Origin of the sequence: Priestia sp. FSL H7-0729 (assembly GCF_038005685.1) — a bacterium.
Taxonomy (GTDB): Bacteria; Bacillota; Bacilli; order Paenibacillales; family Paenibacillaceae; genus Paenibacillus.
In genome coordinates this window covers 133,543-156,849 of sequence record NZ_JBBOTQ010000007.1, presented here as the reverse complement: position 1 = coordinate 156,849, position 23,307 = coordinate 133,543, and the positions used below count along the sequence as shown (strand labels likewise).

16 protein-coding genes are annotated in these 23,307 nt (G+C 46.3%); 3 read left to right on the top strand and 13 right to left on the bottom strand.

Annotated features, from left to right (window positions below):
• Positions 1-33: 33 nt before the first annotated feature.
• Positions 34-3,174 (bottom strand): hybrid sensor histidine kinase/response regulator, encoded by a 3,141-nt coding sequence (locus MHH93_RS17410; RefSeq protein ID WP_500055132.1) that lies wholly within the window; start codon positions 3,172-3,174, stop codon positions 34-36.
• Positions 3,171-4,334 carry a response regulator gene (locus tag MHH93_RS17405; RefSeq protein WP_500055017.1) on the bottom strand — a complete coding sequence of 388 codons (1,164 nt, stop codon included), beginning with the start codon at positions 4,332-4,334 and terminating at the stop codon, positions 3,171-3,173. The genes MHH93_RS17410 and MHH93_RS17405 overlap by 4 nt, the downstream gene beginning before the upstream one ends.
• Before the next feature lie 172 nt (positions 4,335-4,506).
• Between MHH93_RS17405 and MHH93_RS17400 the strand changes: the two genes are divergently transcribed.
• Positions 4,507-5,004, top strand: a complete 498-nt coding sequence (locus tag MHH93_RS17400; RefSeq protein ID WP_500055014.1) for a DinB family protein — start codon at positions 4,507-4,509, stop codon at positions 5,002-5,004.
• A gap of 257 nt (positions 5,005-5,261) precedes the next feature.
• Positions 5,262-6,332, top strand: a complete 1,071-nt coding sequence (locus tag MHH93_RS17395; protein ID WP_500055013.1) for an SDR family oxidoreductase — start codon at positions 5,262-5,264, stop codon at positions 6,330-6,332.
• A 60-nt stretch (positions 6,333-6,392) separates the two neighbouring features.
• On the opposite strand, the gene MHH93_RS17390 is transcribed toward MHH93_RS17395, so the two are convergent.
• From MHH93_RS17390 to MHH93_RS17350, 9 genes are all read right to left on the bottom strand, one after another.
• Positions 6,393-6,767, bottom strand: coding sequence for a winged helix-turn-helix transcriptional regulator (locus MHH93_RS17390; RefSeq protein WP_500055012.1), 375 nt, complete (start codon positions 6,765-6,767; stop codon positions 6,393-6,395).
• A 1-nt stretch (position 6,768) separates the two neighbouring features.
• On the bottom strand, positions 6,769-7,218 hold the full coding sequence (locus MHH93_RS17385) for a MarR family winged helix-turn-helix transcriptional regulator (protein ID WP_500055011.1): 450 nt from the start codon (positions 7,216-7,218) through the stop codon (positions 6,769-6,771).
• A gap of 67 nt (positions 7,219-7,285) precedes the next feature.
• Positions 7,286-8,020, bottom strand: coding sequence for an SDR family NAD(P)-dependent oxidoreductase (locus tag MHH93_RS17380; protein WP_500055010.1), 735 nt, complete (start codon positions 8,018-8,020; stop codon positions 7,286-7,288).
• 325 nt (positions 8,021-8,345) lie between these two features.
• The gene (locus MHH93_RS17375) at positions 8,346-9,323 is read right to left on the bottom strand and encodes an SMI1/KNR4 family protein (RefSeq protein ID WP_500055009.1); all 978 of its coding nucleotides are present in this window, start codon (positions 9,321-9,323) and stop codon (positions 8,346-8,348) included.
• Between the two features lie 224 nt (positions 9,324-9,547).
• Entirely contained in the window at positions 9,548-10,057 is a 510-nt protein-coding gene (locus tag MHH93_RS17370) for a hypothetical protein (RefSeq protein WP_500055008.1), read from the bottom strand.
• Between the two features lie 32 nt (positions 10,058-10,089).
• Positions 10,090-11,715, bottom strand: a complete 1,626-nt coding sequence (locus tag MHH93_RS17365; protein ID WP_500055007.1) for a rhamnogalacturonan lyase B N-terminal domain-containing protein — start codon at positions 11,713-11,715, stop codon at positions 10,090-10,092.
• 345 nt (positions 11,716-12,060) lie between these two features.
• Positions 12,061-12,936: an AraC family transcriptional regulator gene (locus MHH93_RS17360; RefSeq protein ID WP_500055006.1), complete on the bottom strand. Its 876-nt coding sequence runs from the start codon at positions 12,934-12,936 to the stop codon at positions 12,061-12,063.
• 167 nt (positions 12,937-13,103) lie between these two features.
• The gene (locus tag MHH93_RS17355) at positions 13,104-15,212 is read right to left on the bottom strand and encodes a TerD family protein (RefSeq protein WP_500055005.1); all 2,109 of its coding nucleotides are present in this window, start codon (positions 15,210-15,212) and stop codon (positions 13,104-13,106) included.
• Positions 15,213-15,488: 276 nt separating this feature from the next.
• A complete protein-coding gene (locus MHH93_RS17350) occupies positions 15,489-16,085 on the bottom strand; it encodes a cysteine hydrolase family protein (RefSeq protein WP_500055004.1) in 597 nt (198 codons plus the stop codon).
• A 166-nt stretch (positions 16,086-16,251) separates the two neighbouring features.
• On the opposite strand from MHH93_RS17350, the gene MHH93_RS17345 reads away from it, so the two are divergent.
• Positions 16,252-16,866 (top strand): TetR/AcrR family transcriptional regulator, encoded by a 615-nt coding sequence (locus MHH93_RS17345; protein WP_500055003.1) that lies wholly within the window; start codon positions 16,252-16,254, stop codon positions 16,864-16,866.
• Between the two features lie 109 nt (positions 16,867-16,975).
• Here the strand turns inward: MHH93_RS17345 and MHH93_RS17340 are convergent, their stop codons facing one another.
• Positions 16,976-21,910: a DUF8202 domain-containing protein gene (locus MHH93_RS17340; protein WP_500055002.1), complete on the bottom strand. Its 4,935-nt coding sequence runs from the start codon at positions 21,908-21,910 to the stop codon at positions 16,976-16,978.
• 208 nt (positions 21,911-22,118) lie between these two features.
• On the bottom strand, positions 22,119-23,255 hold the full coding sequence (locus MHH93_RS17335) for a response regulator (protein ID WP_500055001.1): 1,137 nt from the start codon (positions 23,253-23,255) through the stop codon (positions 22,119-22,121).
• Positions 23,256-23,307: the final 52 nt, after the last annotated feature.

Here is a 23,307-nt window from a genome sequence, read left to right as displayed (position 1 = left end):
AGGCCGGAAGTCTTCACTTCTGCGACCTTTTCCTTATACCTCGTCCGGAATATCAAAAGATACCATCGTGCCCTCTCCAGGCTCACTTACAATTGATAATCCCTGACCATACCGTTGCAACAATCTGCGGTTCGTATTTACAATGCCTATTCCGCCTTTTCCACCTGGCGTAGCATGTAGCAGCTCTGCAACCTTTTCCGGTTCCATGCCTTTGCCATTATCCTTCACCTCAATACGCGTATAACCCTCATGGCGAGTGATGGACAGACATACTGTGCCACCCACATTTCGGCTTAATAACCCGTGTCTTACGGCATTTTCGATCAAGGGCTGAATCGATAGTGGCGGGAGGAGCAACGGAAGATCCGGCTCTACGTTTAACACCACCGACAATCGATCTTCAAATCGTGTTTTTTCAATAAAAAGATAGGCTTCCACAAGTTCCAGCTCGTATGATAATTTCACCAGTTCCCCTGTATTGAGATAATTGAAACTGATCCGTAGATAGGATGAAAATGCTTCACCAAGCTTCCGCATATGCTCTGTATCAATATCACTTAGGACCATAAGTGAATTCAGCGTATTGAACAGAAAGTGGGGCTGGATCTGAGCCTGCAAGTAGGCGGCCTCCATGCGTAAGCGCTCTTGGATAGACTGATTTAACGTGGTCAATGCTCGTATCCGGTATTTCAATTCCACCGCATCCACAGGCTTCGTGACATAATCATTGGCCCCAGATGCAAAACCGGTATATATATCCGGTGGCTGGCTTCGTGCCGTCAATAATAACACGGGAAGCTCTGACATGGAGAATTGTTCCCGCACCTTCTGGGTTAATTCATAGCCGGACATATTGGGCATCATCACATCCGTAATGAGCAGATCCCACTGGCGTGTGCCCAACAGTTCCATCGCTTCCTGGCCCGACCGGGCCGTAGTTATCGTGTAGGATTCATTCGAAAGAATACTGACCAACACATCCAGATTCACCGGATCATCATCTACAGCCAGAATGGTGGCTTTCCCCTCTTTTAAAAATGGAGCCATATCCGCTGTCGCCGAAGATTCCATGTCGCCCATCCCAGAACGTGGTAACAGGAATCCGCCAGGTGCATCTTCCATCATCTCCATTGCCTGCTCCCAGATTAGGGGAAGTTGCGGCTGAACCTGTTGGGTGGTTTCATTCGCAAGCGGCAGATCGAAGCTGAATACCGAGCCCTTTCCGGGTTCCGAGTGAACCGTTAGCTCCCCACCGTGCAATTCTACGAGCTCCTTGCAGATGTTCAGTCCAAGCCCAATGCCTTGTCCATCACTTATTCCATACGACCCTTGTTCATACGGAAGGAAAATGCGCATCCGCGTGTCCTCATCCATGCCAATGCCTGTATCCGTTACATGAATCAATGCATGTCCTTCACGAATGTCGGCACTCACGGATATCGTCCCTTCCTCGGTATGTTTAAGCGCGTTATGAAGCAGATTATACAAAATCTGAACGAGCCTTTCTTCATCAGCCATGACCATTGGGAAGGACTCCGGAATCTCCATATGAAGGCGGACCGGTTTGCGTTCTGCCATGAATTGCAGCATGGCGATAATGCCAGGTACCACCGACTGTATCGCTAGTGGAGTCTGACGCAGCACAATGCGATGTTCCTTCAACCGGACTACATCCAGCAGATCACCAAGCAGATGGGACATCCGTCGACCGATCGTGATGAGCAGTTCCATATCTTCCAGGCTTCGTTCATCCAGCCTGCTCTTCTCTCTGGTGACAACGTTGTGAGCGATGTTAATGATCCCGTGCAGCGGGGTCCGAAGTTCATGGGATGTATTTGCCAAGAACTGATCTTTAATCTTGTCACCCTTCTGCAATTCTATATTCAGTTTCATATTCTCACTGGCATTCCTGAAGTACTTCTTAAACCAATAAGCGGAGAAACCGGTAATGGCAAAAATGATGTCAATGGGATAATAGACTGTTGTCACATCTTTCGATGTCTCACTTGTACTCCACAACATATTGGATATGATGCCTCCAGCTGTCAGGAGCAGAAAGACCATATCCCGATCAGCCTGCTTCCTAAAGAGCATGACACCTACAATGTACAGGAACCAGAGAGAAGAAACGAGAAAGAATATGTCAATAAGCGAGTAGTGAACCATGGTATAAACAACATCAATGGGCACCGCCAGAATAACAGCAATATAAGCTATCGTCGTGACAATGCATATTTGAAGGCTTTTTGTTCGTATATGTATCAAGGTCAATCTCTGGAATAACAGCAGAATACAAGCATTTTGTAGCAGCAGACAGATCAGACGAAGCTTGATCCCCCACGTATAGTTAATAGGGAGCCATAACATCAGAATGTTATCATGACCAGCCATAACCACGACGCCCACAGATAAGGTTAAAATAGCTGCAACGAGTAAGGCCCACTCTTGGGGGTTGAACACAAACAGAATACAGGCATACATGCCATGAAGGAGTAAAACGAGAAAAATGGCCAATTGAAAACCGATGGAATACCAACGTGCGTAATCAACCGCCGCCTGGGAACCGAAGCGAACGGGTTTGCCAATCCCTCCTAAGTACGGGCTATCATAATTGGCTACACGAATGATTAATTCAATCTCGGTGGTTCCGTCATGTTCATAGGTCGCCGTATACGAGTTACTTCTCGGTATATACGTATCTGCATCCTCCGACGCCATCCCCATTCCACCTGCGATATCCCCATTGAGTTCAATCTCAGATGAACTTCGAATGTTTTTGAACCAGAAAGCCACAGGTGTTTGAAGGGGATCCGTCAAAATGCGCAATCGGTATGTGGCATAGCCAACTGAACTCTCCTGATCCCGGTTCTCGGTATTCCAATCTCCCGGAACCTGGACCACATCCGCCGCATGCGCTCGTCCCTCACCCTCGATATCCTTCCTGGTCAGTAATTCATTCGAATATAGTTCCCATTCTCCGTTCAGATACATGACCGGCACTTGTTCCAGATCGACACCTCGCAAATCAACTACACCATTTACAGCGTGATGATTGTCCAAGGCAGGGAAGAACTGCGACCAGACCCAGCGCATGCCCACCAATGTCACTAAAATGACCGACAGGATCAGAACATATTTGAAACGGCTTGCGGACTTTGGTTGTTGTAACTTCATTGGATACGCTGCCCTGACTTGATCAGTCCCAGCTTCCAGTCCCTGTACCATTCTCGAACCTCTTCACTAATCGGTATCTCCAAATCTTGCTCCATTCTGGTGGTTAAGAGGCGATACTGCTCCTCCACACCGAGATCGTTGTGCATTTCATCATATAACTTCATTAGAATAAAATAACTTTCTTCTTCATCCGGAAGCATATGCTGGATGCGTCGTGTACTCTCAATCACTTTATCCGCAAGTCCATGCTGCTGGTAATACAGACTTAGTTGTCTCATATGATACAGCCACAGATAGCGTAATCTTTCCCGCTCAGGTTCAGCCCACATGTATTCATAATTACCAAGATAGGTACCCTTATATAGATGAAGCGCTTGCTCATAGGCATGAACGGTACTTGCGTCTACGGCTTTCCATTGCCTGATTTCGCGTTCCCACTGCTCACTATCCAACTGAGCCTCACCCAATTCGAGTCGATAGCCTGCCTCCAGGTGTCCACTTTGAATCGTAATCATATCCATATGGCAAGTTTTCAGGGTTTGACGGACATGATACATCGTAGTGTAGAGCTGGTGTGCCGTCTTCTCTTCTTCCATTCCCGGCCACAGAAGCTCCAGCAGAACACTGCGATGAATAACCTGGTTCCGATGGTGAAGCAAGTATGCAAACAGCTCCTGCGCCTTGCTTGTGCGCCATTTGGCAACCTGAATATCCTGGCCTGGAAGCTTAAACTGAATCTGATTAAAACAGCAAATTAAAGGTACGTTTGTATCCTTTGACCGCTGCTCGCGTTTTACGCTCAGTTTCTCTCTTACGCGACTCACCGTCTGCTTCAATCGTTCTTTTTGGATAGGCTTCATCACGTAGTCCAATGCCTGTAGTTCGAAAGCATGTACCGCATATTGATCGTAACTGGTTACAAATATAATCTCGGTTCCGGGTGTAGCCACCTGTATCTGTCTTCCCAGATCCATCCCATCCATCTCTGGCATATGGATATCCAGAAATACAACATCAGGACTGTGCTCCACAATGCCTGCGATAGCCTCTGTTGGATTCATATATGTAGCAATAATGTCGATGTCGCTTACTTCTTTTTCTAGTGATTTTTGAAGGCCTATCAACGCTAGACGTTCGTCGTCAACCAATATCACTTTCACAGGAGCTTCCTCCTCGACCCTGAGGTCTTGAGATTTATTTTCACTATTATATCATAGGCATTTTAAGTATTATGGTTCTTGTTTCCCAATTTCAATTTCTAGCAATTTAATTGTATAATACTTAATAGAAGACAGGTTAACAGATCCGGTCTGGAAGAGAGGAAGGTTCCATATGTCAGATGCGAATCAAAGCTTTGGGCAAGCTCTTGTCAAATCATTAGTGGGGGAACGCGGTCATATCAGCATCGCCCGTGCTCTACCCGATATCGATGTCACACTTGCTGCTCGTACGCACGAGGCCATGCCTTATACGATCTATCAGTTGGTGAAGCATATGCACTATTGGCAGCAATTCATGCTCGAACACTTGGAAGGACGCAAGCCACAGCCCCCTGCTAACGTGAGTGAGAGCTGGCCTGAAGAGAAGGGCCCACAGGACGAAGCAACCTGGAAGGCAGATATTCAGGCATTCCTGGATGGGGTTGATCAAGCCGTAGCCATTGCAGAAACAGCGCAATTAAATGAGCCACTACTTTATTTTCCCGGGGAAACCAAAGCAGGACTTCTGCGCAATATCGCCTCCCATAACTCGTACCATTTGGGTGAAATTGTTCTGCTGCGTCGTTTCTACGGTGCATGGCCGCCTCCAGGTGGCGGATATCCGGCGTAAACCATATTTACATCAGATCTAGTGAACGAATATACAGACACATCTAAGCTGTGAAAGGAGCGATTGTTCCTTTTACAGCTTCTTGTCGTTAGAGGCAAGCCACAAGTAACATCCCATGAACGTACAGATTATAACGCTCGTACCCTGCTTCAGGCTCATATATTACTTCAAAGTACGTATATGACTTTGAGGTGCGTACTTCTCATCCTTCTTTTTCTGAACCACAATATGTACAGAAGAAGAGAGGAGCATGTCCATTGAAAACCGAACTTTCTGTTACCCGTTACACGGCGCTTGTCATCGGTGCCGGAGGCGTCATTGGAAGAAACCTCATTGATTATCTCATGACACTTCCTGAGTGGAATGTCATTGGTGTATCCCGCCGCGGAGGGGAAGATGCCCCCAGGTTACGTTATATATCAGCTGATTTATTGAACGAAGCAGATACACAAGATAAACTGGGTCATTTAACGACCGTTACGCATATTTTCTACGCCGCGTATCAGGATCGCCCAACTTGGGCCGAATTGGTACAGCCCAACTTGGCCATGCTCGTCCATGTGGTGAATACGATTGAACCGATTGCTCCAAACCTCCAACATATTAGCCTAATGCAAGGTTATAAAGTGTACGGTGCGCATCTGGGTCCATTCAAAACGCCTGCCAAAGAAACGGATGCCTATCATATGCCCCCTGAATTCAATGTCGATCAGCAGCAGTTTCTCGAGGATCGGCAACCCGGAAGTAGTTGGACCTGGTCAGCCCTTCGCCCATCTGTAGTGTGTGGATTTGCCCTGGGTAATCCAATGAACCTTGCCATGGTTATTGGCGTATATGCGGCTATCTCCAAGGAACTTGGCTTGCCACTTCGATTCCCTGGGAAACCAGGAGCATATCATTCGCTGCTTGAAATGACGGATGCCACATTGCTCGCTCATGCAACCGTATGGGCAGCAACCGATCCGCGATGTGCCAATCAGGCATTTAATATCACCAATGGCGATCTGTTTCGCTGGAATGAGCTCTGGCCCCGGATCGCTGCATTTTTCGAATTGGAAACAGCACCTCCACTCACCCTCTCACTTGCAACAGTGATGGCAGATAAAGAAGATCTTTGGAAGTCCATGATTGAAAAGTATGGTATGGTAAACACCCCTTATGATGATGTCTCTTCCTGGGCATTTGGTGACTTTGTCTTCTCGTGGGATTATGACTTCTTCGCAGATGGATCCAAAGCTCGCCGCTTCGGATTTCATGATTTCATTGACACTGAGGCTATGTTCATGGATATTTTCAGAAATCTACGTGATCGCAAGATCCTCCCGTAACTTAATTAAAATGCAGAATAAGCCGATTCCTGATTTCCAGAATCGGCTTATATCAGTCCCTCAACGGTCCGTTGTCGTTGGCGGCTTAAACAGAATTTTTCCTCGATCACCATAAACATTGTCCACATGTATATCGCCCCACCTACACATCAGATGAAGAATGTCTTTAAGCGTCCACCCATACGCTGTTAACTCATACTCCACTTTTGGCGGAACCTGGTGATGGGAAATTCGGACAATGACCCCCGCCTCCGTCAGTTCACCAAGTTGCTGAGTCAACACTTTCTGAGTGATCGCAGGGATCAGTTTCATGAGTTCACCATTACGCTTCTTGCCAAAGGTAAGATGGAATAGAATAACAGGCTTCCACTTTCCCCCGATCACTTCAAGAAAAGCTTCAACTGCGGTGTTATATACTTTGAGCGGTTCCTCCATATCACCTTCGGTCTCCCTTCGAGTCTAATGCTCCATCTTCCCGATTCATCTTCTCAAAAATATGGACTAGTTGCGCTCGATCCTCTTCGTTTAATTTCTGGAATAGACTCTTACGTAGCTTCTGGCCCTCCAATATCGCTCTTCCGAGGACTTCGGTCCCTTTATCCGTAATGTTCAAATAAATAATGCGACGGTCCGCTTCATCTACCATTCTGACGACTAGTTCCTTGGCTACCATCTTGTCCGATAAATAACTGAGTGTAGGCGGCGTGAATCCTAATTTTTTTGCAATATCCGAAGGTCGGCTTTTTCCATGCTGATGGAGATGGCTGAGTACAAGCACATGAGAAACACCGAGGTCCTCATTGAATGCTTTGTTCCATTGTATAATCAATTTATTGGTGAAATTATCCATGTTGTGTATAAGCTCAAAAATGTTCTGTTCTTCCATTAGATCCTCCTCGAAAAAATAAAACAACAGCCCTCATTTAACTTAAGGGCTGTCATCATTTTACACGCTATTGGGCTGAGTAGCCACCATCGATCACCAGTTCAGATCCGGTAATGTAGGAAGAATCATCCGACGCCAAGAACAACGCGGCTTTGGCAATATCGATAGCCTGGCCCAGACGCTGCAAAGGCGTTGCCTGAATTAATCGTTCAAGCAGTTCCTTGGATGTGTTCAAGGATTGGGTCATCGGTGTTTCGATGATCCCGGGAAAAAGAGCATTCACCCGAATGCCTTGACGTCCGAAGGTGGTCGCAGCCGCTTTGGATAATGCACGTACCGCGCCTTTGGATGCCGAGTAATGGTTAAAACCTTGTCCAATCATAGCAGTGTATGAGGAAATATTGATGATGGAGCCTTTCTTCTGGGCTGCCATATAAGGAGTGACATGTTTCATGCCAGCGAATGGGCCGTAACCGTTAATGGAGAGCATTTTCTCCCAATCCTGTGCATTGATTTCCTCAAATGGCTTCTCTGATGAAATACCTGCATTGTTGACCAAAATATCAATTTTCCCAAATCGTTCATTCACGACTTTCGCCAGTGCCTGCCAATCTTCATCCGAAGATACATTCAACTTCATTCCGTACACATTCTCTTTTTGGCTTACTCTCTCCAGTGATTGCTCATTAATGTCTGCGGCAATGACGATGGCGCCTTCCTGTGCAAAAAGATCTACCATGCCCTCTCCGATTCCCGAGGCACCGCCAGTAATAATAGCTACTTTATGATCTAATTTTCCCATGTGGATCACTCCTAACGTATTGTCATTCATGCTTACCATGATGCTTAAGCTCCTTTCGTTAAGAAACCAAGCTATTTAGACTTATTATATTTAGATATCTAACTATTACATGTCTAAATATTATCAGAGTCACTTCCTTTATGCAACGAGCATACACGTATATCCTTATTTTGGATTCCCACGCCGAGCTAACACGATAATAAAAGCCCGATGTTGGGTGACATTTTCGGCTTACTCTGCATAACCAGGCAGCAAAAAAACTACATCCGTCATGACGGATGTAGTCTTTTGCAGAGTTTCGTATGAAAGGGAGCTCAACTTTTACTTACAGTACACCTTGAAGGTTTGCAGGTTGATTTTCCTCATTCACCAGACCTTGAATAAAGGTCTCAAAATTGGGCGCAAGCCAAGTGATCTTGTAGCTTTCATTTTTGTCCACATGAACAACCTCGGGCTCACCAGCATTGCCGGATTCACGATAATCCAGCATCACGATCTCCGAATCCGAAGGGCACTCACATAACACAACACCAATCTCGGGGTACCCTCCCTGCTCGATGATGTACCGGCTACCCGATTGACCACCTAACGAATGTGCTTTCTCCCGTCCGATACCCAGTATTCCCTTGACCTCAACGCGGATTTTCTTGGCAGCCTCTGCTTGGCTAACAGGATAATACCGATAGTGGGGAACACCACCATTATGTAATTTCATCATGTTAACATAGGAAGTTGGCAGCTTGAACACCAACTGCTCCTCCATTGACTCGATCTGTCCATCGGTAGGCGAGGCCAGCACATAACGTTCCACAGCTTCAGCACTGTCATTCCAAAAACCTGTTGGTTCCAGAAGACTAACACTAACAGGTACGGTCGAGAACTCAGAGACAGATGGGTCAGGACTCACCGATTCATCTACGGATTCCTCCAAGAGTTCCTCTGATGATTCCTCCTCCATTTTGCTTCGAATCCATTCCAGAAACTCCAGCGTATCTTCATCCTCAGGGTCCAATTCATCCGCTCTTTCGAACGCTTGCTGTGCATGCGCATACTGCTCCAGATAGTAATAAGCCAGTCCTATCCGATAATGCCAGAGTGGATCGCCTGTGCCCTCTTTGGCAACCGTCAGGAATTGTTCAACCGCTTCTTCATACCGTTCCAGGTTATTCAGCGCTCGGCCCAGATGGTTAACCAGCTCATAATCCCTTTCTTCCACAGGAATCGCTTGAATTGCATCTACAATTTCCTGAAATTCATCTTCTTCATGCCACTCTTGCAATTGAACCAACAGATCGTCTCTCATTTCTTTTTCCTCCCCGTTCATTCACTCATGACTACGTATTGAAAATTATACCACTATCTAGATCACCATCTCCACCAACGGACTGCCCGCAAATTTAAGTTAAATAGGTGTCATCCAAGTCTATTAAGGCGACTTGGATGACACCCACTATGTTTTGATCATGCAACTCAGATTACTTTACCTATTAGCACATTTGCAGAATTAGTAATTAACGATGTTATATTTCATTTGTCGTGCTCATTATTTGAGACTGAATAAGGCCTGCTTTCTGAATCACCTGCTGTCTGGACGTACCATTCCGTATACTCTGCTGCGCCTGTATCAGAATCTGACTCCATCGGTTTGCAGGTAAACTGATAGGCTGTCACATCATTACCACGAACGGTTAATGTAATCGCCAGTTCCGGATCGCCCCAGCTCGGATTTTCGTCCTTATACTCTCCATTGACTACTTCATTTTGAAATGATGGGCTGGTCATGAAATTTCGGGTCTGCACAAACAGACGCTCTACCTCATTTTCTCCGAGTTGCTTTTCCACAATGTAGGCAATTTCCACCCGTGGAGTGGAGTAACGAATTTTCGTCTCTCTAATATTCGGAAACTCCTGCTTGATGTTTTGCTTGTACTCCTTGATTAGAGCGGATGAAACATTGGAATACGAAGTACATCCCATTAAGAAAATAATCAACCCTATGAAAACTAGTAACATCCAATATGTTTTATTACGGATCATCTCTTCACCTGCTCTTATGTTGCATTCTTCATTTAATTCAACAACTCAACACAATCGTAGACCCAACCTGCACTTAACCAGTTACCCAAGTCACTGGAACCGCTGATTGGTGTAATCGTGATCGTGTTGGAACCATTGACGAAGTAGGATGCTGGAACATTCCAGCTAAAGGTTGTGTTGTTACCACGATAGGTACCAATCGTGAAGCTACGAGAATTGGGCTGTGAAGACGCGGCAGGATTAGTTAATGCATGTCCATTAACCGTTACACTCGGTCTGCCATTATTGTAGGCTGCGGTAATCCCGATATTGAGCATATGAGAAGATGCCGCTTGAGATGCATTCAAGTTAAACGTTATTGTGGTTGGAGAATTCTGACCACGGAACTGGATTGCTGGGAATCGATTGGTCGCGCTTCCGGTAGCATAGGTGACAGGTCCCCAGCTTGGGTTGCGACTATCGGAAGGGTGACGGATCGGAATGGTCTGTCCATTCAGGAACTCCCGTGGTGTACCATCCCAGTTACCGATACGCCAGATGCTGGAGGCTTTGCTTGGGTCATTGTTGATCGTACGTGTATTCAGCGTCGTCGTTTGTCCTGCCGTGACATTAACCGTTTCCGTATATACGGCCAGTTCTCCCTTATAGGCTGTCATAGTGTACGTGCCCGGGATCATGCTGTATTTGGCAGCTGCCCCACTAGAAGAGGTACCCACCCAATACTGGGCGTTGCTATTGGCGAACCCAATTGTATATGCATAACCCGTATCCATCCCGGAGAGACCATTAAGCACCACGTTCCCCCGACTGGATACCCACCCCTGCAGATTCAGACCAGACATCCAGCTGAAATCGGGTACACTCGGCGTACCTCCCGTTGTAAAGATCAAAGCGTACGGCCCATGTAGACCAAGGCGCCAATTCTCCGTCTGTGCATGTCCCGAGTTCATATAATTATATACTTCCGTCTCTGTTCCACTTTGAAACTGGATATCACGGAAGAATGGACCACCCGAGCTTTTTTCCCGATTGCCGTAGGCCATAAATACACCGACGCCATTCCCCGTCACCCCAAGAACGGATAAGTCTTTGGCCTGATCATTACCATAATATTTGGAGGCCGACTGTCCATTTGCAAACCCGAATACATCCTGACTTTCAATCGCTCCAGTGTTGCCCCGGTTGTTAGAATTCGCCGGAACACCTGTCAACACACTACCATTACCGCGGAAAATGTATCGCAGCTCCCCGATCGAAGGTTGAGCCGTGATATGCGTTGCCATGTATATGATGTTCTCGCCACCACGCGAAGCATAATAGTGAGTCAATGTGTTGGTGGAAACGGTAATTAGCACCGTTGAACCCGAAGGTGACTTATTCCACGTTACATTTGCAGAAGATCCCAACCCCGAGCCAATATGTGATCCCCTATTGCTATTCAGCTCCGTACCGTTCATTTTGGCCGAGATAATATCCCCATTGATTTTGTTCACTACATAGACTAATCCCGAACCGGTGTTCACTTCAATTCTGGAGCCGTTATCCGTAACATTAATGGTTGCCGCGTGTCCGGTAGATGCAGGGTATACAGTAGCTGTTGCGATCATAACGACAATTAAAAACAAACCAAGTGCCTTTCTCAAACTACGTTGGGTCATAAGTAAATTCCTCCTTGGAATTCATTTAATAAAGCGCTTACATAACGATGTATAACAACTGACACTTCCGTCTCAAATCGATATGTCTGCTATGCGGGCATGTCCATCATCAATGAAATGTTATGTCTACATGCGTATAGAGTAGAGTCGCTACTTCATGTGAATCTGATTTGGCCCCCCTTCTTAAGTCACTCTTCTACATACAAGAAATCTTACAATTCCAATAAAATAATACCATTATATTACATATTATCGCAATGGAAATGAACCGTATATCCGATAGCAAATTCCGTAAACAAAAAACGCAGCTTCACAAGCTGCGCTTTAGATATTTTACAAGAGATGCTATCGTCTCTTCCGAATAGGTATCCATATCTCGCTTCTATATTGCTCCACAGTAACATCCTTGTGCTCGTTCCATAGCATTTCCGGACCCTCACTCAGCTCATAGTCCGATGAAGGAAACCACTCCGCATAGATCCGGCCCCACACCTCCTGAAGCGTGCTTGGAAATGGGCCAACGACAGTAAATACAACCCACATCGAAGCAGGAACCTCCAGCTGTTCTAATCCTTCAGGCGTCTCTTTTGTCGTAGCTGCACCAATGTAATGATCCAGTTCTCCCTGCTCCGCCATCCGCCCTTCACTGAAATGAGATGAAGCACTGATCAAGCCCAGAGGATGGATGTTCGATGCCCCCTTGATCGTATCAATCAATTCCGGTGTAAGACTCTGGTACATCGCAGCGATCTCCGGATTTATCCCGTTGAATACAATCGGCACCCTTTTACGAATACCCACGATTCGAAACGCCTCTTTATCTTCAATACGATAGTTCATTTCGCTTCCTCCTTGAATGGTCAGTTGAAATGTCATCCGTGGGAAGGCTTTAAGGGATGGACCATGGTTTCGCGCCTCGGAGGGCGTAGTGCCATGCATGCTTTGAAAAGCACGCGAGAAAGAATCCGGCGATGTATACCCGTATTTCAGCGCAATATCAATGATTTTGCTGTCACTGTAGCTTAACTCCATAGCTGCAAGTGTCAATCGGCGACGTCGAATATATTCCGAGAGCGTTACACCACTAAGAAAAGAGAACATGCGTGTAAAATGATACTCCGAGCAGCAGGCAATCCGGGAAATCTCCTTCATGTCCACGACATCCATCAGATGCTCCTCAATATAATTCAAGGCTTCATTTAACCGCCTCAGCGTATCCATATCATCCCTCCCACATTAATTCAAGCTTAGCAAAGTCATTCTCTTTGCATCCGACATTACCTGCACCATTCTGCAGGCTCTGTGTACCTAAACCAGAAAAAGAGCAGCATCCGCTACTCTTTTCTAACCTCGATACTTACATCTCGCTAGCATTTAAGTCAAAAACGTCAAGCCAGATACTCCGCCATAATCTGCTCGATATCATATGGCGTCACGCCTTCATCGACCGCATAGATGGTATCGGCCTGATCCTTCGTATCCACCAGCTCACCTCTCGCCTTGGCGTGCAGCATGAACAAGTCATACAGGTCAGGTTTACGTAGTGTGGTCATCGCCTTACCCATCAGCACGATACCTTTCTGATTCCCCTCTACGTTATTGTTGTAGTCCGGATATCTGGTCAGCGCCAGATCCGTCCAGATGATTGTACGCTCAACCAGATCGAGAATTACAGGAATGGCAAGCTGGGTGTCGGCAGTGATATCAATTTTGTTCTGGACGGTAGCTGGTTCATAGATTTCACCTGAACCAGGCTTCTTACGCATCATCCAGCCTGCAAAACATTCCGGCAAATTACAGTACGGATGGCTGGTGAAGGAATGCAGTGTCGTCACCACATAACGTCCACCATAATTCACAATTGAAGGCATATGCAGATCAATGAATTCACTTGCACCATGTGGTGCAGTCACAATATCCCCGCTATGGGTCGCTTTGTATTTGACAGATCGCAGATTGGTATAGGAGATATGTTCAACGTAATTCCAATTCTCGTCATACATGACCGCTGACAAGTCAATATCCACACGCCCCGTAGGTGTGCCGTCCACCTCGCCCTCTTTCCACCAGCTGAAGAATCGTATCGTGTCACCTTCACCCATCGGGACGCGGCTTCCACGTACAATAGTTCGTAGAGCTTTGCTCGCGGATCGTTGTGAAAAAGGAACCAGATAATGCTGGAGACGTTCATCTATATATGTTTTTCCGAGTGCTGGGAAGTCAGCGAACCGTGTAATCAAGGCTTGCTCGCACAATTGCACGACTTCTTGGCAGACCGCCTCGTCAAGCTCCGGCAGCTCATTCGGGATACCAAAAGCCTTCGCCACATTGCCTTTCGGGAAAAAGATCCGCAAATCCGAGGCTTCATTCCGCTGTGCAAAATGCTGTCTCACCTGTAATAACACCGGTGTGGATACCTGTGCAGCCACTTCACCAAAGGCCAGCAGGACATATGCTTCATCTTCGGTTATACGCAGCATGTGATCCAGTCTTCTCGCAAATTCACCTGGACGCTGCGACAACAGATCGATCAGACTCCAGACATTCCGATATTGGAATGCAAGCTCCACACTTCCGTTGAAGGTCGAATAAGGCTTATTATTACGCAAAATATCAAAGGCTTCTTCGCATCGTGGATACCGAAGCTTATATTCCGAAGGATGCAGAATTTCGCCAAGGCGAATCCAGCGATCCTTATAGCGAAGCATATCCTCGGTTATGGAACCGCTTTGCTCCAGCAATCCGAGTAGCAGGCGTCTCTCACGCCGTTTGAATTTGCGGAAGGGAGAAGCCGCAGCGAGGCTGACATCACCGTCGGACCAGGCAACCGCCAGACGCAGAACATCACTTGCCGTTTTGAAATATGCACCAATCCGGTCGATGTTCGCCTTTTCATGCTTCAACAGCGAGGCGATCACGAAACCTACATTTTCTTTGAACGGAATCTCGGCGGGCAGAATTGCATCCACTTCTTCCGGGTCTGCATGCTCCAACACGGTATCGATATCTTTCTTATCCGTATCAGAGATGGAACCTTTCGCTTCAATAATCTGGCGGATGAGTGTCTGGAAAGCTTCCTTGTTTCCCAAACCGATGATTTTCAAGTCCGTCTTCTCCAGCAATGGCATTCTCTCCACAGACGGTTGATCCGTATGGACCACAGTCAGGTTGGTCAGATAATGAATAATCGCATTGAGATATAACTCCGCCTCATCCGCCTGCATCACCTGCATCGGAAATCCTGCGTACATCGGTGTGTACTTCACATGTGCGCCGACCATAACTCTCAGATCAGCCACAAGTTGATGATATACTGCTTCAAACTGTTCCATGGACAGCTGCCTCATCGCCTGCATTAACTCATCCGAGAAGGTATATCCGAGTGCTTCAATATTTTTGAGGGTAGTCGCCAGATAAGTCTTCGGCAACTGTTGCTTCCCTTCATTAGGTTCAATGATGAGTTTGTTCGCTCTGCGCAAATAGATTGTATTGTTCATGATAAAAGAGTCCAGGAAAGCCACATCCCTATATAACATGAAAGGTTAGGGTTAGAAGGAAGGAAGGAAGGTGATAGCCTGGACGCCTCCTCTCTGATAATGAAATCTTCAGGAGAGCTGCGACCCTATGTATCTCCAATGATTGTAGAAGGAAGGATCGCAATAGCCTGAAGGCCAGCGGTTCGAAGTTCGTCATCCGAACCTCTGGTGAACCCATCATCTCAGATTCCACGATCTGCCAACAGGGCGAAAGTATTACGACATGAATTTGATGACCTAATTTGTTGAACCGGATAACGAGTCTACCCACTCGTCTACAGATCTAACCTCTGCCTGAAGAGGGAACACTTTTTCCGTAAGCACACGATGTACCTCAGGATCAGCGTCGATACAAGCATCCGAGAGCACGGTGAGTGCATAGTCTTTATCCGCTGCCTCCCTCAAAGTCGACAGAACAACTCCGCTTGTCGCAATCCCACTAAGAATAAGTGTGTCTATCTGGCGAGACCGAAGAATAACCTCCAGATCGCTTCCGGCGAATGCGCTGACCCTAACCTTGGTCACAATAGGCTCTTCCGGCAGAGGTTGTAGAGATTCATCAATCTGTACCGCAGCTTCCATCGCTGCCACAGCTGCTGCTCCAGACCCCGCCCGACCAGGAATCCCGCCGAACATTTTGTTGTGAGAACTAATCTCCGGATAACCCGGGCGGAACGCCACTCTTACGTAGATCACAGGAATTCCGTGACTACGTGCAGTCTCAATCGCTTTTTGAAATGGCAGTAGCGCCTCTCTATCTTTAACAAACTGCGACACGACACTCTTTTGCATATCCATGATCAGTAACGCACTGTTGTTCATTAAATGTGGCATGTTTTCCTTCTCCTTTGGAAAATGATTTGAGAAATTCAGAATAGATCGATAATATTCTCCTGCAATAAACGGAGGATACATTCCGTTTAAAATTATACGGAGGACATCCTCCGTTTGTCAACAAGTCAACAGTCGGGTATATTTATGAAAGAGGTGTGATCCCATAATGTCTAAAATAAATAACCCTACTCCTGACGGTGAAATTACGGATACTCATTCCATCGTCACTCAGGTTCCAGAGAAGACACTACGTGCAGATGCCAAGAAAAATCGGGACAAGTTGCTCCATGTTGCACATGAAATTTTTAAAACAGAAGGCATTGCTGTATCAATGGATGAGATTGCAAGACATGCCGGTGTTGGTATAGGCACCGTCTATCGCCATTTTCCAACGAAGGAAGATCTATTCGGAGCTGTCATCGCCAGTCACAAGATGCGTCTGATGGAAGAGGCCAATCAGTTGCTTCATCACAACGATCCAGGCGAAGCATTTTTTCAATATTTTAACAAGATTATAAGCGAGGGTATTGCCAACAAGGCGATTACCGATGCTCTTGTTAGCAGTCTGACTATAGACACTGGCCGTTCAGAGATAGCGAATGAGTTCTGGTTTGGCATTACCCGGCTGCTAGAGCGAGCACAGCAACATGGCGCCGTCCGAGCGGATGCCAGCATTGAGGATATTAAAATCATGCTAATCGGTGTGCTTCAGGCGACTGGGGATCGAGGAATTTTCCCCGAACGCGTTGTGTTGATCCTATGTGATGGTCTGCGTAAATAACTCATTGGGAGCAGAAATCCGTGAGTTCCCTTTTAGTATTTAAATTGGAATATGAAAAAGCCTTTGCCGACCCCCAATGTCAGCAAAGGCTTTTCATTTTAGATTGCGTTTATTGATCAATCAAGTTGGTTACTTTCAACATTCTTGCAATCAATGCAGTGACCTCAGCACGGGTCATTGTGGTCTTCGGACTCAGAACCTCTGGTCCGTTACCTTGGATGATTCCCGCTGCAATCAACTGGGCTACATCTTCTTTTGCCCAATTTGATACATCCGTTGCATCACTGTAACGTTCCAGTTCAGAGTTCATCTGATCCGGGCTGATTGCCGCATTCGGTTCAATCAGACGATAGGCACGAGCAACCATGGCAAACCCTTGCTCACGCGTGATTTCCTGATTACCGTAGAAGTTCCCATTATCGTATCCGCGAACGATACCGAATTCATTCGCAAGAGCTACCGCATTGCGGAACCATGCCGAATCGTTAACGTCAGGGAATAGATTCTGCGGTGCATCCTGACGCATTAAGCCCAGTCCAAGTACAACAATCTCGGCAAATTCGGAACGAGTAACCTGACGGTTCGGGGAGAACGTGTTATCTCCGTTACCTTTCAGATCTAATCTCGCAGCGATGTTGTTCACATCAATTTTACCCCAATGGGATCTGGCATCTTCGAAATCTTGCGGATTCCAGATGACCGAGTAACTTCCGCTGCTGCGCAAGTCATTAATGAGTGCATAATAACGACTATCGATCTTGGTGACAACCGTTGGTACATGGAAGATGCTACCGTCCGGGTTAATGATCACGCCTGTTGTAATCCGGTTCGGATCGATCCCTTCCGGAAGTGCAATATACTTCGGTGCATAGCCGTTCAGTTGCCCGGATCGAACCGTTTGTCCATCTTTTGAGAACGTGAGATCCAGATCAACCGGTGTGACAAGTAGCTCGTATCCTTGGGAAGCGGCTCTCGTTTCGGCACTGTCAATCAACGTATCCGATGAACGTGCGATATCGATATGGACATCAATATCATTCAATGCTGCATTACCAAGCTGTCTGGAGACACCGTTTAAGTCCATTTTCCCACCAGGTACCGGATAGATCGCCAGCGGATTGCTAATGTTTAGCTTGGAACCTTGATCTACTAATTGTTTCAGTGTTTCAAGGGTTAAACCATCCACCTTCATATCCCCATCATTGGGCGAATGAATGGCGAACTGCTGACCTGTGCCTTGAGACATGGCATCATTCAGCTTGGCTGGATCAACTTCAACCATTGTTTCTTTGTTGTCAGATGGTTTGGATGTAGCAAATGGTTGATGACTGCCATCCCGGGTTGTTTCCAGATTATCCTTCACGGGTGCCGGAGTTGGCGTTGGTACTGGTGCAGGTGCAGGAGTGCCTCCACCGTTACCTCCCGTATTTCCACCGCCATTATTGCCACCACCATTGTTACCATTGTCACTGGATGCTCTGTTTACGTTGATTTTGTACTCCGTAACATGGCCAAGTGAATCTGTTACTCTAACAACGATCTTATTTCCACCAACTTGAAGCGGTAAATTCTCACTTGCACTACCACTTGTAACCTCATTCCATTCTCCATCTCCAACCGCTATTTCAATCTTCGCAAGTGGATCAAGTGCCGTTGGCGTTAGCTGGAATTGATATACGCTATTTGGCACAGAGATGGTGTACGTGTCTTTAGCCGGATCAAAGGCCGGGGACAAGCTTCCTGTGGATGGGATCAACGTTTGCAGCGTTGATGTGTCAGTACCAATCACTTTGGTAAGGCCCTCCTGGGCATCCACCAAATCCTGATACGCTTTTTCCACTTGTTCGGGTGTTGCGTCTTCATCGTCGAACACGGATTGAGCAACTTCTAGGGCATTTTGTAGCGTTTGCCATGATTCTGGCGTGTACGCCTCTTTGTCCAGTTCGCCTGTTTCAGTCTTCCCGTTAATCTCATCCATTTTGGCTTTCAACTTCGCCTTGTCAATAATAACAACATAACTTTTCCCATTGGATGCTTCTGAGTCTGCATATGCTGGATTGTTCGTCTTCGCTGTGACTGTCACCGTGTAGGCGCCAGCTTTCAGCGGTGGTTCCAATTGTGACAGGTTAAGTACCGTCCCAGGCACCTCCACTGTACGCTTCGTACCATTTTCCATTTCGATCGTTACTTCATATTTATCTGCATGCTCAACGGCTTCCCATGTCAACTCATCATCGATGAGCATGATGACTGGCGCCGACAAAGGAGTGGCAGCAGTTGCGATGGTAAAGTACGAATCCGGACCAAAATTCGAGGTATTAAGCGTTACTTGGCCGTTCTGAATTAAATGTAACGAGTTTGGATTACCAAATTGAGTATCATCGCTGATCACAACATATTGAGGCAACGCCGGGTTACCTCCCGTTACATCTACCTGAAGTGTAATCTGTGATTCAGTCCAGTTTGCTTTCTGTACTTTGTAGATACGCTCCATCCCAAGCAGTTTTTTCTCATCTTTTGTGATCGGTGTTTTGAATTCAGTACTTGCTCCATTGTCACCAAACGTAAAGAAAGAAGAATCGTTTGAAATATTATTTTGATTCGCAGAATTGGTATCCTCGATACTGTTGCCCAATGCAATCGTTAACATGGACCCCAATTCCTGTGCCTTGGCTTGTTTCTGCAGCAAGCCACTCTGATCATCTCGACCGATGCTTGTAACGCGATGGGTATAGGCTGCATTCACATTTGAATCCCAGATCGTAGCCATGTTTGAATCGACATATGAATTGGCTGTCGTCTGATCCAGCGTATAGCCGTATTTGATCGCCAGATATGTGCTCACTTTCTGGCGTTCCTCGTCCGTCAGAGCATGATCGTATACGATAATTTCTTCAATCGTGCCCTGCCAATGCTCAACACTTGCAGTTGCTGGAATAAGCTTACCGACTACTGCTCCACCAGAGTTGCCGGTATCCCAGGACTTGGGAACATCCTGTCCATATCCACCTGCACCTAGTTGCTGCACTATCTTCATTTTACTGTACAATCTAGCTATGTTAGATTCAGTATTCCCGCCTGTCCAAGTCACAAATTGCTCATTCGGGAACGTCGTTCCCAGGAACCCGTCAGGAGTGTATAATGTCTGGTTCCTGTCACTGTTAAATGTGGTCAAGCCGCCTCTTGTGCCATTTTGAAGCATCCCTATACCGGTATAACCACTCGTTTGGACTCCCCAGGAAATGATATACTTGATGCCTTCAGCTCTATTGGTTTTACTAATGGTAATGATTGATCTGGGGCTCTTCCCTTGAGGAAGCTTACTTACATCCAGATTCATAAAACTACTTGTGCCGTTATATTCCAAAACCGGATTGAAATTAATATTATGATTCTTGTCATCCCAATAAGTCGGTTGGTTATTGACCTCATCTTGTGTTGCATTATTTATTTTACTACCTTGATCTTCCCAAGTACTCACCTTCTGGCCGCTGGTAACTTCCATGCCCAGATCAGATCGAAGCCATAGTGAAGGAGAACCCACTCCACCTGGACCCGCTGTGCCTCCAACCGACTTGTCTACTACAGTAATATCCCTGCGTACAGGTTCAGCAGAGATTCCGTTATTCGTTGCTGTAACCCTCAATGTATATTCTCCAGGCGACAATGCAGAGGAAGGTGTGAACTCCCATGTTCCGTCTGGTTTGACTGTAGCTTCACCGACAACGTTCTTAGCTGGGTCCAATTTATTTACCATTGTAATGGTTACCACAGCCCCAGATGTAACTGAACCTTTCAAAGTAGGTTTGACACCCACAGTAGAAAGATTCAAGGGAGTGTCCAGTTCCAGATTGACTGGCAATCGGTACGTCAGAATAACCTTATTCGCTTGATTATCATACGCAACCGCTGCGGTCGTATTGATATCAGATACAAAGAATGTCTGGTCTTCTTGCACGGCTTGATATGGGGATCTACCTATCGCAATGTCGACCACCGGATTCGTACTTTCATCAGGCATAATCTTGGCATACACGCCAACCTTCGATCCCGATTGCATAGGACCAACCAAAGTCAGATAAGCACTACCAGTAGCTGTCGTATTCTTCAGGTACACATTACGTTGGTTCCCATCGGTGTTAAAATTATCGTAGACGTAGGCTGTACCACCAAAATCGAATCGAGCTTGGCTCGCATCTCCACGCATAAAAACAGCAACATTCCCTATGGTTTCACCTTCGCTTAGCTCGGTGCCCAACAACTTGTTGCCCGTTATCTTGCCTCCGGTCATCCTGAAGTTAGGACTTTGATATAGTCCTACCCCAATAATGACTCCATTTCCATCTGAAATTTCATTATCTGTAATCAAACCATCCTGAATGACCAAGGAACCTCCTGAACCAGCACTTAGTACCGAAGGAGGGTTCTCTTTTACATTTCCCGATACCTTGTTGTCATGAATGATGGTGCCCTCCTGGATGACAACCATTGAATTACCCCCGCTAGTGGATATAACGGTTGCAGGCTGACTAGCGCTCGCCTTCACGTTGTGATATCTAATCTCAGCCTCTTTAAAATTCACTGTACCGCCCGCATTACTAATCCCATATATCTGGCCGTTTGTATTTACATGATTGCCATCTATGATGATCTTCTCAAAAGTTACACTATTCGATCTGCTTCCACCACTGATCTGAATCAAGTTTCCATTAACAAGGCTCTCGCCACGTATAATGGAGTATGCATGTCCCTCTGCAGAGGTTATTGTCATATTCTTCCCAGCAGAAGAGATCACCAAGGTGGACTCCTGGATAATGTTACTTTGCAGGATTATCGTTCCTGTAGCATCAACCAATTCAAGTGCCTTTTCTATTGTCGCCACTGGCGCTTCTGCCATACCCGTGCCAATGGTATCACTTCCCGTCGATGATACGTAGATATTTCCATCAGCTGCGCTTGCTGCCGGAGCAAACAGCGACGATATGGTTGACAATAGGACCACAAAAGCTAAAAATGATATTTTCATTGCCTTAAATACTTTCAAATTAACTTAACCTCCTATGTGATTCGAATGTTTTGGTCATTTACTGGGCAAACATTAACGCAATTCTGCTTCTTCTAAGTCCCAGCTGTTATCTGACACATATCGTTTTCATTCTACACATAGCCTCTCACCAAACTCTTACCAAACCTTTCAATAACAAATACAACAAAAAAACAGCCCTGCACATGAAGCTGCAAGGCTGTTTCAATTACATATTGGATTGTTTCCATTGCTGGTACCACAACTCCACTTCCAAACCAGGACGTATGCCAGCTTCTTGCTCTAACGCAGTAACTAACTGATTATATTGAGCGATTACAGGATCTTTATTGCCTAATCGATCATAGGTCTTCATTAACGCCAATCCAACTTGCTCCAATGAAGGCTCGAATTGCTGTACCCGATAATATAACGTGAGTGCTTCCGTATGCTGTCCCAGTTCAATGTAATACTCTGCGAGGTGCATGGCGTGGTTACGCCAAAGTGCATGCAACCGCTGACGCTCCAGCTCAGCCCATACGTAATCGTCCTCGCCATAATATTTGCCTTCATATTGATCTGAGGTTTGCCGATGTTCCGCTATTGTAGACGAAGATAATAGAGACAATCGGTTAAGACGACTCTCCCATTCTTCCGCGTCAACCCTGAATTCTCCGGTCTCCAATAGATAACCAAACTGCTGATAACGAATGAACATCTTGTCTTCGCCCATGAATTCGTTCATCATGCTGCGTAAGCGATGGATGCCACTATGCAGATTGGATATGCCTCTCCGTTCATCCAACTCGGGCCACAACAGTTCAAGTAGCGTGTCCCGCTTAATCGGTTTGTTCCGATGGTGGAGCAAATAGGCAAATAACTCTCTGATTTTGGTTGTTCTGAACTTCAAATGTTTGGGCGGCTCGTTCGGGTGCAGTTGGACCTGAAGCATGCCCAGACAGCGGATGACCATAGATGGGCCTTCTGCTATATTCAGACTTGCGGGCACCGTTCGGCGTTGATACATCTTCATCGTCTTTTCCAAACGGTCACGTGTTACAGGCTTCATAATATAGTCCAGCACTTCTAGCCCATAGGCCGTCAGTGCATGTTCGTTATATGCGGTTGTGAAAATAACTTCTGTTCCAGGGGAAACCTCATGGATCCGTTCGGTTGCCTCAATCCCGTTCATCCCCGGCATCTGTACGTCCATGAAGACGATTTCCGGCAGATGAATTTCGATCTGATCTATGGCTTCCTGTGCCGTCAGAAAAGAGCCGATAACTTCGCAATCCTCTCTCTCTTCCAACAGTTTGTTCAACCTGCTCAGAGCGAGATATTCATCATCTACCAAAATCACTCTCATATGCACAACTCCTCTGGCTCACTGATCATCCTTTAATCTATAATTTTACCAT